12 protein-coding genes are annotated in these 15,174 nt (G+C 72.7%); 4 read left to right on the top strand and 8 right to left on the bottom strand.

Translation table 11 applies throughout. The features are described from left to right. Positions 1-132: 132 nt before the first annotated feature. Positions 133-480, bottom strand: coding sequence for a YciI family protein (locus ACWDY5_RS39745; RefSeq protein ID WP_449727296.1), 348 nt, complete (start codon positions 478-480; stop codon positions 133-135). Between the two features lie 102 nt (positions 481-582). Here ACWDY5_RS39745 and ACWDY5_RS39740 point away from each other — a divergent pair, with 102 nt between their 5' ends. Then, complete coding sequence (locus ACWDY5_RS39740; protein ID WP_449727295.1) at positions 583-1,026, top strand: DUF6228 family protein; 444 nt, start codon at positions 583-585, stop codon at positions 1,024-1,026. On the opposite strand, the gene ACWDY5_RS39735 is transcribed toward ACWDY5_RS39740, so the two are convergent. From ACWDY5_RS39735 to ACWDY5_RS39720, 4 genes are all read right to left on the bottom strand, one after another. Then, entirely contained in the window at positions 1,023-3,188 is a 2,166-nt protein-coding gene (locus tag ACWDY5_RS39735; RefSeq protein ID WP_449727294.1) for a M20/M25/M40 family metallo-hydrolase, read from the bottom strand. The two genes, ACWDY5_RS39740 and ACWDY5_RS39735, sit on opposite strands and share 4 nt — an antisense overlap. A gap of 60 nt (positions 3,189-3,248) precedes the next feature. Further along, on the bottom strand, positions 3,249-4,991 hold the full coding sequence (locus ACWDY5_RS39730) for a sensor histidine kinase (protein ID WP_449727293.1): 1,743 nt from the start codon (positions 4,989-4,991) through the stop codon (positions 3,249-3,251). Beyond that, positions 4,981-5,688: a response regulator transcription factor gene (locus ACWDY5_RS39725; protein WP_449727292.1), complete on the bottom strand. Its 708-nt coding sequence runs from the start codon at positions 5,686-5,688 to the stop codon at positions 4,981-4,983. The genes ACWDY5_RS39730 and ACWDY5_RS39725 overlap by 11 nt, the downstream gene beginning before the upstream one ends. Before the next feature lie 102 nt (positions 5,689-5,790). After that, the gene (locus tag ACWDY5_RS39720) at positions 5,791-6,177 is read right to left on the bottom strand and encodes a VOC family protein (protein ID WP_449727291.1); all 387 of its coding nucleotides are present in this window, start codon (positions 6,175-6,177) and stop codon (positions 5,791-5,793) included. 45 nt (positions 6,178-6,222) lie between these two features. On the opposite strand from ACWDY5_RS39720, the gene ACWDY5_RS39715 reads away from it, so the two are divergent. After that, on the top strand, positions 6,223-6,636 hold the full coding sequence (locus tag ACWDY5_RS39715) for a hypothetical protein (protein WP_449727290.1): 414 nt from the start codon (positions 6,223-6,225) through the stop codon (positions 6,634-6,636). 66 nt (positions 6,637-6,702) lie between these two features. Then, a complete protein-coding gene (locus ACWDY5_RS39710) occupies positions 6,703-7,881 on the top strand; it encodes a zinc-dependent alcohol dehydrogenase (RefSeq protein ID WP_449727289.1) in 1,179 nt (392 codons plus the stop codon). 157 nt (positions 7,882-8,038) lie between these two features. Here ACWDY5_RS39710 and ACWDY5_RS39705 read toward each other — a convergent pair whose 3' ends face one another. Further along, positions 8,039-8,986 carry an aminoglycoside phosphotransferase family protein gene (locus ACWDY5_RS39705; protein WP_449727288.1) on the bottom strand — a complete coding sequence of 316 codons (948 nt, stop codon included), beginning with the start codon at positions 8,984-8,986 and terminating at the stop codon, positions 8,039-8,041. A gap of 83 nt (positions 8,987-9,069) precedes the next feature. Here ACWDY5_RS39705 and ACWDY5_RS39700 point away from each other — a divergent pair, with 83 nt between their 5' ends. Then, entirely contained in the window at positions 9,070-13,872 is a 4,803-nt protein-coding gene (locus tag ACWDY5_RS39700; RefSeq protein ID WP_449727287.1) for a tetratricopeptide repeat protein, read from the top strand. Here the strand turns inward: ACWDY5_RS39700 and ACWDY5_RS39695 are convergent. Further along, entirely contained in the window at positions 13,832-14,782 is a 951-nt protein-coding gene (locus tag ACWDY5_RS39695) for a hypothetical protein (protein WP_449727286.1), read from the bottom strand. The genes ACWDY5_RS39700 and ACWDY5_RS39695 overlap by 41 nt on opposite strands. Beyond that, positions 14,779-15,123: a PadR family transcriptional regulator gene (locus tag ACWDY5_RS39690; RefSeq protein ID WP_449727285.1), complete on the bottom strand. Its 345-nt coding sequence runs from the start codon at positions 15,121-15,123 to the stop codon at positions 14,779-14,781. Before ACWDY5_RS39690 ends, ACWDY5_RS39695 begins: the two co-directional genes overlap by 4 nt. Positions 15,124-15,174 lie beyond the last annotated feature (51 nt).

Genomic DNA, 15,174 nt, shown 5'->3' with positions numbered 1-15,174 from the left:
CGGTGGGGCGGTGGCGGTGGGGCGGTGGCGGTGGGGCGGGTCGGCGCGCGTGCTCGGCTGGCCCGGCTCATGCCCGCCCGCCCGGCACTCAGCCGATCCGGCGCGCGCCCTCCCCGCCTCTCCCGGACCGCGTCAGCCCTTGTCCATCCCGCCCGCGAGCACCGGCCGGATCTCCACCGACCCGCCCGCGACCGCCCCCGGGTGCGTGCTGGCGATCTTCACCGCCTCGTCCAGGTCCGCGCACTCGATCAGCGCGAACCCGGCGATCTGCTCCTTGGTCTCGGCGAACGGGCCGTCGGAGAGCAGCACCTCGCCCTGGCCGCCCAGGCGGACGGTGGTGGCGTCGGTGCTCGGGTGCAGGATCGCGCCGCCGGTGACGACGCCCCGTTCGGCCAGGTCCTGGCCCCAGTTGCCGCAGCCTTCGCTGGGGCCGCTGTCGGCACGGGTCTCGTCCTGGCAGATCAACAGCAGGTACTGCATGGGTGTTGTCCCTTCTCGCGAACCTCGACTACGCCCCCACGACGAACGGCCCGCCCGGAAATCGACCGGCCCGGCGACGAGATGTTCCTCTACGTTACGGCCGTGTCCGACGACCTCACCCTGCGCTGCGCCCGGGACCCGCGCGTGTCGATCACCTTCGCCGACCGCGAGCTCCGGCCGGACCCCCAGGACAGCGTGCTCACCTTCGCCGTCACCGTCGAGGCTCCCGGCCTGCGGGCGCGGGCCGGGAGCGTCACGCACTACGCGGACGGGATGGCGGTGGCCCGGTTCGTGGAGCGCCTGGACCTGCTCGGCTGGGACGGCGAGCTGTCCTGGACGAGTACGGACCGCGACATATCCGTCTGCGCGTTATATGACGGCCGCGGATATATGCGGCTGACCTGGTCGCTGTCGCCCTGGCGGAAGTCCGAGCAGGGCGAGTGGACCGCGTCGGTGACCCTCTGGCTGGAGGGCGGCTCCCGGGACCGGTTCGTGGCCGATCTGCTCGCCTTCCTCAGCCAGGGGGACCACCGGGGCGAGAGCTAGCTCTTCGGATACAGGTACTGCTCGGCCGGGATCACCGTGCCGCGCGCCCAGGCGTCGAAGAAGGCGCGCAGGTCCTTGCCGCTTACCTGCTGGGCCAGCGCCTCGAACTCGGGCCAGCTCGCGGTGCCGCCGTTGTGCTCGCGGACCCAGCGCTTGAGCAGTCCGAAGAAGGCCTGGTCGCCGACGGTGCGCCGGAGCGCGTGCATCATCGCCGAGCCCTTGTCGTAGAGCGCGTGGTGCAGCTCCTTGCCGGGACCCGGGTCGTACAGCCGGGTGTTCCAGAACTCCGGCTTGTGCCGGTTGTCCTCGATCACGCCCCGGTAGAAGCCCTTGTCCAGGTCGGCTCCGTTGTGCTCCTCCCACAGCTGGTTGGCGTACTGGGCAACGCACTCGTTGAGGCAGCCGTTGCGCCAGTCGGCGATGGTGACCGCGTTGCCGAACCACTGGTGGGTCAGCTCGTGCGCCATCGAGACGTCCCACATGCCGCCGACGTAGGTGGGGCGGCTCTGCGTCTCCAGCGCGTGCAGGTCGCCGCCGGTGGTGTTGACGATGATGCCGCCGGTGCTGCTGAACGGGTACGGGCCGTACAGCGAGCTGAAGTAGTCCAGCATGGGCTGCATCAGCGCCTCGGACTCCGGCGCCGGGGTGGTGCCGCTGCCCCAGGCGTAGATCGCGGGCGTGCCGTCCTTCAGCGTGCTGGTGCGCAGGGTGAACCGGTCCACCGCGACCGTGCTCAGGTAGGTGGCCATCGGCTGGTCCTCGTGCCAGCGGAAGGTGCTGCGGCCGCCGGCCTTGGTGGTCTGGCCGGGTTTGCCGTTGCCGACCGCGGTCCAGCCCTCCGGCACGGTGGCGGTCAGCGAGAAGGTGGCCTTGTCCGAGGGGTGGTCGTTGGCCGGGTACCAGCTGGCGGCCGAGTGCGGTTCGCCCGCGGCGCTGAAGCCGCCGCCGGCGATCGGGTTCCAGCCCTCGGTGCCGTGCTTGCCCGCGTAGCGCACCCGCACCGTGAACTTGTGGCCCTTGCGGATGCGCTGCTTCGGCGTAATCACCAGCTCATGCTCGTCCTCGCGCCGGTTCGCCGCGCGTACACCGTCCACTGTGGTCTCACTGACGGTGAACCCGTTGAGGTCGAGGTGGAACAGGTCCAGGTCTCGCTGGGCGACGGCGGTGACCGTGGTGTCGCCGGTCAGCTCGGCCGGCTTGGCCGGGTCGTAGTCGATCTTCACGTCGTAGTGCTCGACCTGGTAGCCGGAGTTGCCGTCCTTGGGGTAGTACGGGTCGCCGACCCCGGCCGGGTCCTTGGCCAGGCCCCACACCGCGCTGATGATGGCGTTGGTGCTCATGGTCTCCACCGCCGGGTCCAGGTTGGCCAGGGTGTCGCAGGCCTTGTGGTAGCACTCGTCCAGCGGGGTCATGAAGCCGCCGGTGGCCACGCCCTTGTCGTGGAAGGCGGTGTGGTCGGAACCGCCGCCCGCGCCGACCTCCAGCACCGGCAGGTTCCGGTCCTTGAAGTACCGCTGGAACAGCGCGGTGGCCGGGGTGCCGGCGTCGATCACGATCATGGTGCTCGGCTTCGGCGTGGCGGTCATGTCGAAGTTCAGGTAGAAGTCGATCTTGTCCAGTTCGGCTGCGGACAGCGTGCCGACGTGGTGCTTGGACCCGATCAGGCCTTCTTCCTCCGCACCCCACCAGGCGAAGCGGAGGTGCCGGTCGGTGGCGAGCTTCTTCTTGGCCACGGTGAGCGCGGTGGTGAGCAGGGCGGCCGAGCCGGAGCCGTTGTCGTTGAGGCCGGGGCCCTCGGGCACGCTATCCAGGTGCGCGCCGAGGAATGCGGTGCGCCGCTCGTCGCCGCCGGGCCAGTCGGCGATCAGGTTGAAGCCGTCCTTGTCCTCGTGCCGGAACTTCTCCACCCTGGTGCGGAATCCGGCCAGGTCCAGCCGCGCCTTGACGTAGTCCAGGGACTGCCGGAACCCGAGGGTGCCGTGCGCGCGGTTGCCGCCGTTGACATCGGCGATGTGCTGGAACGCTTGCAGGTGCGGCAGCACGTCGGCGTAGGTGACGGTGGGCACGCCGGTGGCGCCGGGCTGGGCGAGCGCGGGCGTGCCGCTGAGCAGGACGGCGGCGCCCAGCAGCACCGGGAGCAGCCGTCGGAGTCGGGTTCGCATGCTCGGCGAGCGTAGGCAGCGATTGTCAGGGACCTGTTGTGCCGCGGTCAGGACGCGGTGCTACCTCGGCAGGCGCAGGGTGAAGGTGGACCCGGCGCCGAGCTCGCTGGTGGCGGTGACCTCGCCGCCGTGCGCGCGGGCGAGCTGGCGCACGATGGCCAGTCCCAGCCCACTGCCACCGGAGGACCTGCTGCGGGACTTCTCCGCGCGCCAGAACCGGTCGAACACCTGCGGCAGGTCGTCCTGGCTGATCCCGGAGCCGGTGTCGGCGACCTCGAACACCACCGCCTCCGCCTCCGCCCGCGCGGTCACGGTGACCCGGCCGCCTTCGGGGGTGTGCCGGACCGCGTTGGCCACCAGGTTGCCCAGCGCCTGCCGCAGCCGCACCGGATCCGCCCACAGCTCAGGGTCACCGTCCACTGTGGACTCCAGCTGGACACCGGCGGCCTCGGCGGCGGCGCGGTGCGCGGCGACCAGCGCACCCAGCAGGTCGGCCACCCGCAGCTGTTCGGGGTGCACGCGCAGCTTCCCGGCATCGGCCATGGCCAGGTCCTGCAGGTCGTCGATGATGCGCTGCAGCTGCCGGGACTCGGCCAGCAGGAAGGAGATCAGCGCCGCATCGGGCTCCGTCACGCCGTCCTCGGCGGCCTCCAGCCAGCCGCGGATGTTGGACAGCGGGGTGCGCAGCTCGTGCGCGATGTCGCCGACCATGGCCTTGCGCAGCTCCTCCACCCGGGCCCGGCTCTCCGCCATCTCGTTGAAGGCCGCGGCCAGCCTGGCGATCTCGTCCCGGCCGGTGACCCGCACCCGCGCGGCGGCGTCGCCCTCCTTCATCCGCTGGGCCGCGCTGGTGAGCGCGCGCAGCGGCCGGACCAGGCGCAGCCCGGCGAGCACGGTGACCGCGACGGTGAACAGCAGCACCAGCGCGGCCACCCAGGCGATCCGGGCCTGGTTGGCCGGGGACAGGTCGAGCGCGGTGGCCGGGGCGCCGCTGGAGGTGGTGAGGTAGAGCAGCGCGGGCGGGGCGACGAACGGGTCCAACTGCTCCTTGCGGGCGGCGGCGAGGCAGCCGTTGAGGACCTCCTCGGGGGCGGCCACGGCCGGGCGGGTGGCGTACCAGCTGAGGTCCAGGCGCAGGGTGAGCGGGCCGATGCCGCGCCGGCCGAGGCAGTCGTTGAACAGGCCGGTGAGCTGGTTCAGCGCGGCCAGCTCGGTGGGGCCGGGTTTGCCCAGGTCGAGCTGGGAGCAGCCGGTCACGCTCGGCGGGTTGACCGTGTCGATGGTGGTGCGTCCGTTGGGTTTGGTGACCAGCTCGGCCGAGCCGGCGCGCTGCCGCACGCAGGCCAGCGCGGCCTCCGCGGCCCGGCGCACCGCGTCCCGTTCGGCCGGGGTCAGCGCGAACGGGCCGACCGCGCGCGGGTCGATCCGGTCGCCGGGCGCGCCTGGCGCGAGCGCGCGGTCCACGGCGAGCGGGTCGAGCACGGCGGAGGCCTTGGCGGGCAACGTTCTTCCGGGGTCGGTGTCGGCGAGGAGTTTGCCGTCCTGGGTGGTGAGCGCGATCCGGCGGCCGGTGCTCGCGGCCAGCTCGCGCACCAGGGTGTCCACTGTGGACCAGTTGGGGTGGGTGGCGGCGAAGCCCAGCAGCTGGTCGTAGATCTTGGCGTCGTCGGTCAGCGCCCGGCCCTGTTCCTGCTGGATGGCCACGGTGGTGGTGCGGGCGGCCAGCCAGGCGGTGGCGCCGACCGCGCACACCGCGATCAGGACGGAGGCGGCCAGCAGCCGCGCGAGCAGGCTAGTGCGCACCGCGGCGCTCGGTGTCGTCGGAGAGCTTGTAGCCCACGCCGTAGACGGTGACCAGCCGGACGGGTTTGCGCGGGTCGGGTTCGAGCTTGCGGCGCAGGTTCATCACGTGCACGTCGATGGTGCGGCTGGTGATGTAGCGGTCGAACCCGTGCAGGCGTTCCAGCAGCTGTTCCCTGGTGAAGACGCGTTCCGGTTGCGCGGCAAGGGCTTCCAGCAGCCGGAACTCCCCCGGCGTGCACTCGATCAGCTCGCCATCGCGGCGCACCTCGTGCCGCCGGGGGTCGATCTCGACCGCGCCGACCTTCAGCACCGGTTCGGCTTCCGGCCTGCCGGTCCGGCTACGGCGCAACAGGGTGCGCACCCTGGCCATCAGCTCGCGCGGGCTGAAGGGCTTGGTCATGTAGTCGTCCGCGCCGAGGTCAAGGCCGAGCAGCAGGTCGTCCTCGGTGGAGCGGGCGGTGAGCATCAGCACCGGCAGGTCGGACTCCGCGCGCAGGATCCGGCACACGTCCAGGCCGTCCAGCCGCGGCAGCATCACGTCGAGCACCAGCAGGTCGGGCCGCTGCCGCCGGACCTCGGCCAGCGCGGCGCGCCCGTCGCCGACCACCACGACCGAGTGCCGCTCGCGTTCCAGGTAGCGGCGAACCAGCTCGGCCTGGTGCTCGTCGTCCTCGGCGAGCACGATGTGTGCGCACATACCGGCGAGCCTAAGCTCTGCCTGCCCCCACTTCCGGGTGAGACCACCGGATCACGAACGGATCCTGACAGGTTCCTGACATTCCCCGGCGATGGCCTCAGCCTAGGCGGGCTGGATCAGGTCGAACTTGTTGCCGTACAGGTCCTCGAACACCGCGACCGTGCCGTAGGCCTCGTGCCGCGGCTCCTCCAGGAACTTCACCCCGGCCGCGGTCATCCTGGCGTGGTCGCGGGCGAAGTCCTCGGTGTTGAGGAAGGCGCACACCCGCTGCCCGGTCTGCGTCCCGATCCGGCCCAGCTCCACCGGATCGGCGGCCAGCGCGAGCAGGATCCCGGTGGGGCCCGCGCCCTCCGGCCGCACCACGACCCAGCGCGCGCCGGTGGGCAGCGCGACGTCCTCGGCGAGCTGGAAACCCAGTGCCCCGGTGTAGAAGTGGATCGCCTCGTCGTAGTCGCGCACCAGCACGGTGACCAGACCCAGATGCGGCATGCCGGCAGTCTGTCACAGTCCGGGGGGCTGCCTCGTCCTGTGGGCATGCGACCGATTCTCACCCGCCTCGCCCTGGCCCTGTCCGCGCTCGGCAACGCCGTCGTCGGCCTGTGGGCCCTGCTGTGGCCGACCGCCTTCTACACCGACTTCCCCGGTTTCCGCACCGGCTGGGTGGCCGCCGACGGCCCGTTCAACCTGCACCTGCTGCACGACTTCGGCGGCCTCAACCTGGCACTGGCCATCACCGCCCTCGGCGCGCTGCACATGGGCAGCCCGGCCGCCGCGCGCTGGGCCGGAGTGGCGATCCTGGCGTTCAACCTGCCGCACGCGCTGTTCCACACCCTGCACCTGCACCCGTTCCCCGACCTCACCGACCAGGTGCTGATCATGGCCACCACCTGGGGCGCGGCCGCGCTGGGCCTGGTGGCGCTGCTGGCGCCTGCCCGGAGTACCACCTGACCGGATGGGTTTCGCCGCGCGCGCACCGGGAACGCCAGGTGCTACAGCGAATCCGCGGAGGCGAGCATGAAGGCTGTGACCTGGCACGGGAAGCGCGACATCCGCGTGGACACCGTGGCCGACCCGGCGCTCACCGAGCCCGACGACGTGATCGTGCGGATCACCTCCACCGGGATCTGCGGCTCGGACCTGCACCTGTACGAGGTGATGGGCCCGTTCCTGGACCCCGGCGACGTGATCGGGCACGAGCCGATGGGCATCGTGCAGGAAGTCGGCCCGCAGGTGACCGCGGTCCAGCCGGGCGACCGGGTCGTGGTGCCGTTCAACGTCTCCTGCGGCACCTGCTTCATGTGCGGGCAGGGCCTGCACTCCCAGTGCGAGACCACCCAGGTCCGCGAGCAGGGCTCGGGCGCGGCACTGTTCGGCTACACCAAGCTCTACGGCCAGGTGCCCGGCGGCCAGGCGGAGTACCTGCGGGTGCCCTTCGGCAACCAGCTGCCGATCAAGGTGCCGCAGGGCCCGCCGGACGACCGGTTCGTCTACCTCTCCGACGTGCTGCCCACCGCGTGGCAGGCGGTGGAGTACGCGGCGATCCCGCCGGGCGGCAGCGTCGCGGTGCTCGGGCTCGGGCCGATCGGCGACATGGCCACCCGGATCGCCAAACACCGTGGCGCGGAACGGGTCTTCGGCCTGGACCTGGTGCCGGAACGGCTGGAACGGGCCAGCCGCAACGGGATCGAGGCCATCGACGTGCGCTCGGCCGACCTGCTGGAGCAGATCCGCGACCGCACCGACGGCCGCGGCCCGGACGCGGTGATCGACGCGGTCGGCATGGAGGCGCACGGTTCCCCGGTCGGCAAGGTCGCCCAGCAGCTCACCGGTCTGCTGCCGGACGCGCTGGCCGCGAAGCTGATGCGCACCGCGGGCGTGGACCGGTTGCACGCGCTGCACCTGGCCATCGAGCTGGTGCGGCGCGGCGGCACCATCTCGGTCTCCGGCGTCTACGGCGGCATGGCCGACCCGCTGCCGATGCTCACCCTGTTCGACAAGCAGATCCAGCTGCGCATGGGCCAGGCCAACGTGCACCGCTGGGTGAAGGACATCCTGCCACTGCTGGGCGATGACGACCCGCTGGGCACCGAGTCCTTCGCCACCCACCGGGTCCCGCTGGCCGACGCGCCGCGCGCGTACGAGATGTTCCAGAAGAAACAGGACGGCGCGATCAAGATCCTGCTGACGCCCTAGAGCGTGTCCTCACAGTCCCGTCTGCGGGAGTCGTGATCGGTTCGGCCGCTGGCGGTGCGGGCGGGACGGCCTCATACCGGGCGATTCGGGCGTTCCGGCCGTGCCGCCAGCGGCCGAACCGGCGCGGCTAGCGCGGGCGGGACTGTGCGGACACGCCCTAGTCCCAGTTCAGTCTGCCGCGCAGCCACTCGACGGCCGTGACGCCCTGCGCGCCCTGGAAAGCGCGCAGGGTAGGCAGACCCGGCGGATCCGGTTGCAGCGCACCGCGGACGAAATACCCGGCAAGCCCGGCCAGCACCGCGTTCACCGCGTCCGGATCCGCCGTCGCCGCAACGGGATGGGCCAGGAACACCGGGTCGAGCTCCGGTCCGCCCTGCATGCGCACGCTGGGCAGCAACGCGAGCAGGTCGATCCAGGCCGCGCCCCGGCAGGCATGCGGCCAGTCGACCACCACCACCCGGTCCTCGGTCAGCAGCAGGTTGTCCGCGCGCAGGTCCCCGTGCAGCAGCGTGTTCCCGGCCGCCGCCTCGGGCCAGTGCGACTCCAGCTCGGCCAGCCGGTCCAGGTTCCGCCGCGTCCACGGGTCCAGTCGGTCGTCGGGTTCGGCGGCCAGCCTGCGCCAGCCGGTGAAGGTGCGCGCGAACTTCTCCTGCGCGGCCGGTACCGCCAGGGGGCAGGGGGTGAGCGCGTCGGCCAGTTCAGCCACCGCGGCCAGCACCCGGTCCAGCTCCTCGGCCAGCCAGGGGACCGAGGGTTGTCTGCCGTCGACGTCGGCGAACAGCAGCAGGGTCCAACCGTCCTGGTCAAAACTGGCCAGCAGCTCCGGCACCGGGGCCATTGTGGACAGTCCACTGGAGACGACCGCCTCGGCCCGGTGCATCGGCGCGGAGAACTTGTTGGTGTGCCAGTCCACCGCCTTCACGAACACCCGCCGCCCGTCGGCCAGCCGCAGCCGCGCCGCCACCCCAGGCGAGAACCCGCCGGTCTGGCTGACCGCCTCGGCCACCGGCGCGCCGAGGAAGTGCTCGACCGCGGCGCGCAGCGGGGCGGTCACCTCGGACCAGGGTCGGCGGCGACCGGTGGCGGCGGGGGCTGGCTGGCTCATGCCTCCATGGTGCCGGTACCGCCAAACAGGTTTCTTTCCGCCATTCCGGCCCGCGCTCGCGGCGCAGCAGCGATGATCAGGCGGTGACAGCGGGCTGGCAGCGGATCAAGGACGAGGCTCGGGTGCTGCGCGGCGAGGGCAGGCACGCCCGGCTGCGCAGGTTGATCCGCCAGGAGCTGCGGCAACACCCCGAGGACCCCGAGCTGCACGTCCAGCTCGGCCGGACCGCCATGTACATCGGCAAGCTGGAGGACGCCGAAGGGCACTTCCGGCGGGCCGCCGAGCTGGCCCCGGACTCCCCGCGCCCGCACGGCTGGCTGGCCGCGGTGCTGCACTGGCGCAACCGCTACGACGAGGCACTGGCCGGGCTGGCCACCGCCCGCGCCCGCTGGCCGGAGGACGCCGAGCTGCGCACCGCCCAGGCCCGGCTGCACTTCGGGCTCGGCGACTACCGAGCCGTGCTCGCGCTGACCGAACCGGTCGACCCCGCCGCGCCCGGCGGCGAAAACTGCCTGGAATGGCGGCTGACCGCACTGCGCGCCCTGCACCGGCACCCGGAGGCCGAAGCGCTGGCCAGGGACCACCTCGCCCAGCAGCCCGCCGCGCTGGACATCCACGAGGAGCTGGTGCTCAGCCTGCGCGGTCAGGGCCGCCACGCCGAGGCGGTCACCTGCTCCAGCGCACTGCTGGCGGCGCACCCGCGCTGGATCACCGTGCTGCTCAACCACGCCGAGACCCTCGCCGCGGCCGGTCAGCGCCAAGCCGCGGCCGACCTGCTCGCCGAGCGGGTGCGCGAGCGACCCGGTCAGCACGCGCTGCGCCAAGGTCTCGGCAGGGCCCTCGACCGCCTGGAGCAGCACGACCTGGCCGCCGAGCAGTTCGCCATCTCGGTCCGGCTCAACCCAGAGCAGCCCACAGGCTGGTGGCGGTGGGCCGACTCGCTGCGACAGGCCGACCGGCTGCCCGAGGCCCGCGCGGTGCTGGAGCGCGCGTTGCGCCTGCATCCGGCCGAGGTGGACATCCGCACCGAGTACGCCGTGCTGGTGCAGGCCGAACAGGACGCGGCGGCCGCGCTGCCGATCGCCGAAGCGGCCCTCGGCCTGGACCCGGCCGAGGTGTGGGCGTCACAGCTGGTGGCCACGCTGCGCAGGCAGTGCGGGCAGTTGGCGGAGGCCGAGGCGCTGCTGCGCGAGCTGGTCGCGGCCTGGCCCGAGGACTCCGGCTGCGTGCGCGCGCTGGGCTGGCACCTGCAGGCGGTCGACCGCGAGGAGGAGGCGGTCGCGCTCTACCGCGCCACGCTGGACCAGACACCGTCCAATGTGGACATCGGCATCAAGCTCGGAGTGACGCTGCGCGGCCTGGACCGGGCGGGGGAGGCGGTCGCGGTGCTGCGCGCCTGCTTGACCCACCGGCCACAGCACGCCGAGCTGTGGCACCAGCTGGGCAGGTCACTGGAACCGCACGGCGACCACGAGGCCGCGGCACAGGCCCATCGCACCGCCACCGAGCTCGCGCCGTGCCAGGCCGACGCCTGGCACGCCCGGATCAGCCACCTGCTCGCCCGCGGCCGCCACACTGAGGCGGAACCGCTGCTGGCCACCGCGCTCACGCACTGCCCGGACGCCCCGCAGCTGCACCGCAAACGCATCTCCCTGCTCCAGGACACCGCCGCCGACGAGGTCACCGAGGCGGCCCTGCGCGCGGCCATCGAGCGCTTCCCCGACTCGCCGGAGTTCACCCTGGACCTGGTACGGCACCTCAATTCGGGTGGCCGCCAGCAGGACGCGCTGTCCGAAGTGGACAGTCTACTGGCCGGAGACCCGCTGAACGAGGACCTGCTGTATTGGCGGATCCAGCTGCTGTTCCAGCTGTACCGGCGCGGCGAGGGCAGGGCGGCCGCGGTGGCCGCGCACCAGGCCCTGCCGGAGTCCGCTCTGCTGAGCTTCCTGCACGCCTGGAGCCTGATCGAGATCGACCAGGAGGCCGCAGCCGAGCCCGCGCTGGCCGACGCGCACGCCGCGCGCCCCGATGACCAGGTGATTCTGTACGGACTGGTCATCTGCCTGCGCAGGCTGGGCCGCTGCGCGGAGACCGAACCCCTGCTGCGTGCCGCGCTGGCCACCGCGCCTGGCGAGATCGACCTGCACACCGAGCTCGCCCGGACGCTGGAGCGGTTGTTCCGCTTCGACGAGGCGATCCTGGCCTGTGACCAGGCCCTGGCCCTGGACCCCGAGCACAACGAGGCCTTTGGCGGCGCGATCCGGTTGCGCTACCAGGCGGGCCGGGCCGCCGAGGCGGACCGGATGGTCTCCGACGCGGTCAGCCGCAGGCCGTGGGACGCCGGGCTGTGGCAGGAGATCGCCACCGCCCGCTTGGCCGCGCGCAGGCTCGACGAGGCGGTGGAAGCGGCCAGGAACGCGGTCGAGCGGACCCCTGGCGACTCCACGCTGTGGCTGCTGCTGGTGGAGGCGCTGTCCGAGTCCGGCCGCCCGGCCGAGGCCGCCCAGGCCGCCGCCGACGGCATCCGGCTGCACCCGCGCAACGCCCGGCTGCGCGACCGGCAGGCGAAGGCGGTGCGCGCGCAGGGCCGGGAGGCCGAGGCGGAAACCCTGCTGCGCACGGCCTTCGCCGAACTGCCGGAGGTGACCTCGGTCGGCATCGACCTGGTCGGCCACCTGCGCAGGCACCACCGGCACGACGAGGCGCTGGCCCTGCTGGACAGCTTGTCCGCCAAGGACCCCGGCCACCACTGGCTGCACTGGCTGCGGGTCTCGACGCTGCTCACCGCCTGCCGGTACCCGCAGGCCCGCGCCGCGGTGGACGCCGCGCTGGAGCGGTTCCCGTGGTCCACCGAGCTGCGCGTGCAGCACGCCCGGCTGCTGGTGCGGGAGGGGCGGATCGAGGCGGCGCTGGCCGAGTACACCGAGATCAACCACACCGACCCGGCCAACGAACAGGCGCTGTTCGGGCGGCTGAACTGCCTGGAGTGGCTGGGCCGCACCGAGGAGGTCACCCGCGTGCTGCGCGCGGGAGCACGGGCGCACCCGGACTGGGAGACGCTGCGGCTGGACGTGGTGCGGCTGGAACAGCGCCTCGGCCGGATCGAGGAAGCCTTCGCCGAACTGGACCTCATCGCCGCGCAGCTGCCGCCCAGCAGCGAGATCACCCAGACCCGCGCCCGGTTGCTGTTCGACCGCAAGCGGTTCACCGAGGCCACCGAGGCGGTCGAGGAAGGGCTCCGGCGGTTTCCCCAGGACCCCGACCTGATGCTGTTGCAGGGCAACATCCTGGACGGCCAGACCCGCTACCCCGAGGCGCTGGCCTGCTTCGACCGGCTGCTCACGCTGGACCCGCTGTTCGCCGGCGCGATCACCGCCAAGTCCGCCACCCTGCGCTCCCTCGGCCGGTTCCGCGAGGCCAGGGAACTGGTGGAGACCGCGCTCGCGGCCCGGCCCAAACAACCCGAGCTGCTCGCCGAACGCGGCTGGGTGCACCGCGACCAGGGCCGCACCAGTCTGGCGCGCAAGGACTTCAGCCTGCTACTGGAGCTGGCCGAGGACCCGGAGGACCGGGCCGAGGCGCTGCGCGGACTCGGCTGGGTGGCCTTCGCCGACGGCGACTTCCCCACCGCCGAGACCCACTTCCGCGCCGCCGCCGCGCTGGCCCCCGAGGACACCGCGGTCAAGGGCGGCCTGGCCTGGACCCTGGTGCGCGGCGGCGAACTGGAACACGAGGAAGAAGCCGAACGGCTCTGCCTGGACATCCTGGCCCGCGACCCGGTCAACCTGCTCGCGCACACCTGCGCCGGCGTGCTCTACGCCCGCCAGTGCGACTATCCGCTCGCTGAGCACCACCTGCGGCGCACGGTGGAGCTGGACCCGTTCAACGGCAGCTACGTCGACCTCGGGGCACTGCTGGCCCAGCTGGAACGCTTCGCCGAGGCCGAGGAACTCTTCGAAAAGGCGTTGGCACGCAACTTCTACGACGCGCAGGCGCACATCGAGCTGGGCAGCCTGCTGCTGCAACGCGACCAGGACGGCACCGAACCCGGCGCGGACGCCCGTGCCGCCGCCCAGCACTTCCGGCAGGCGCTGCTGTGCGAACCACGCAGCGGATCCGCCGCCATCGGCCTCGCCCTCGCACTCGCCCGCTCCCCCGGTGACCTGGTCGCCGCCGAACGCGTGCTGCGTGAGGCACTCGATCGCACCGACTGCGACCACCCGGCCTGGCGGTTGCAGCTGACCCTGGCCCGGCTGCTCGTCGAACGCGGCGACGCCACCCAGCGCCGAGAGTTCCACCTGGAGGCGCTCGCCCTGGCCCAGCAGGCGATCAGCGCGGCGAGCGCGGAAGCCGAACCGTACTTCGTGGCCGGAGTGGCCGCGTTCAAGATCGGCGAAGGCAGCCCCGAGGTGCAGGCCCGTCCGGCACACCGCCGCCGCGCGGTCCGGTTCCTGCGCCGCTGCCTGGAACGCGACCCCGGCCACGTGGAAGCGCGGCGGCTGGTGGAGCTGGCCACGCACAGCCTCGTGGTGGCCCGGCGCAGCCTGCTCGGCAGCGCCGCGCTGGTGCTGGTGGCGACCAGCCTGCTGGTCGCGCTGTGGGCCGGGTTCTTCTTCACCACCAAGGTGAACACGGTCGTGCTGGCCACCCTCACCCCGGTGCTCATCGGCCTGGTCGCACTCGGTTTCCTGCTGCCGCTGCTGGTGAAGCTCAAGCTGCCCGGCGGGGTGGAGGCGGATCTGGCGGCCAGCATGAACCAGCTCTCCGCCGGACCCACCGGCGAGCTGAGCTACGGACCCGGCCGCCTGGTCGGGCACCGGGCCGAAGGCCGGCCGGACCGCTCGCTCAACTCCGGGCCACGTGGCGAGCTGCCCCGCCTGGGCTGAGCAACGCCAAGCCCGCCAGCACGATCGCCACCGCCACCGTCGCGGGCACGTGCGGCATGAACGGGCCCGAGGTGTGCACCAGGTCGGGCACCGCGTGCGCCAGCGCCAGGATCACGGCCAGCCAGCTGCCCCCCAGCAACAGCCACGGCCGGTCCCTGGCCACCACCAGCGCGGCCAGCACCACCGCGGCGGCCAGCACCCAGATGAACGGAGCCCAGAGCTCCTGCGGCAGCATCAGCAGGACCTGTGCCTGCGCCACCGACGCCACCGCGGCCACCAGCACCGCGAGCCCCCAGTTCCGCGGCCGCCCCGGCATCGCCAGCGGCGCCCGCCGCCAGGCGAGCACCGCCGCGAGCAGCGTGCAGACCAAGAGCACCCGGCCGGCCCAGGCCAGCCCGAGCGGGTTGTTGACCACCTGGAGCACCAGTGGCACCCCGGCCAGCGCCACCGCCAGCGGCGCGGCGTACCGGCGGCCCCGCAGCAGCCCGTGCAGCACCGCCAGCCATCCGGCCGCGAACACCAGGTCGCTGGCGATCCGGCCCGCGATCTCCTCACCCAGGCTGAACGACAGCGGCAGCCCGTCGAGCACCGGCGGCGTCCACACCTGCCCCAGGAACAGCGCCGCGCCCACCGACCCCATCAGCAGCGCCACCAGCGCCATCCCGGCCTGAACCAGCACCAGCATGCCCACCAGCGCCGCCGCGGCCGGACCGGTCACCGGCGTGACCACCCGCAGCCGCACCGCCAGCGCGAGCACCGAGAGCCGCTCCCGCAGCGGCAGCACCCCGCGCTCGTCCACCGTGTCCAGCAGCGTCACCACCAGGTCCTCGCCGTGCGCGGCCCGGTAGTCCGCCGGCAGCACCCGCACCAGCCTGCGGCAGCTCTCCTCGGCCGGCTCCCCGATGTTCACGTCAGCCTCCCCGTGGCCCGGAACAACCGCCGCCGCACCAACCGCTGCTTGGCCAGCTTCGCCCCCTCGGCCATCCGCTCCGCCGCGGTGCGCACCGCGTCGGCCCCCTCGTCGGTGAGCCGGTAGTAGCGCCGCAACCGGGAGTTCTCCACCTCTTCCCGGTCCAGCGCCACCAGCCCCTGCCGCGCCAGCCGGTCCAGCAGCCCGTACAGCGTCCCCGCCGCCAGCTGGACCCGATCGTCGGAGAGCGCCTTGACCTCCTGGATCAGCCCATACCCGTGCCGAGGCTCATCCGCCAACGCGGTCAACACCAGAAACGCCTGCTCAGAGAGACTCTCCATGTCCCTGAATATACAGCGCGCCGATATATACGCAACCAGCTGACACCCGAT

This window comes from Crossiella sp. NPDC003009, assembly GCF_053591555.1.
This window is presented reverse-complemented; position numbering and strand designations above follow the sequence as displayed.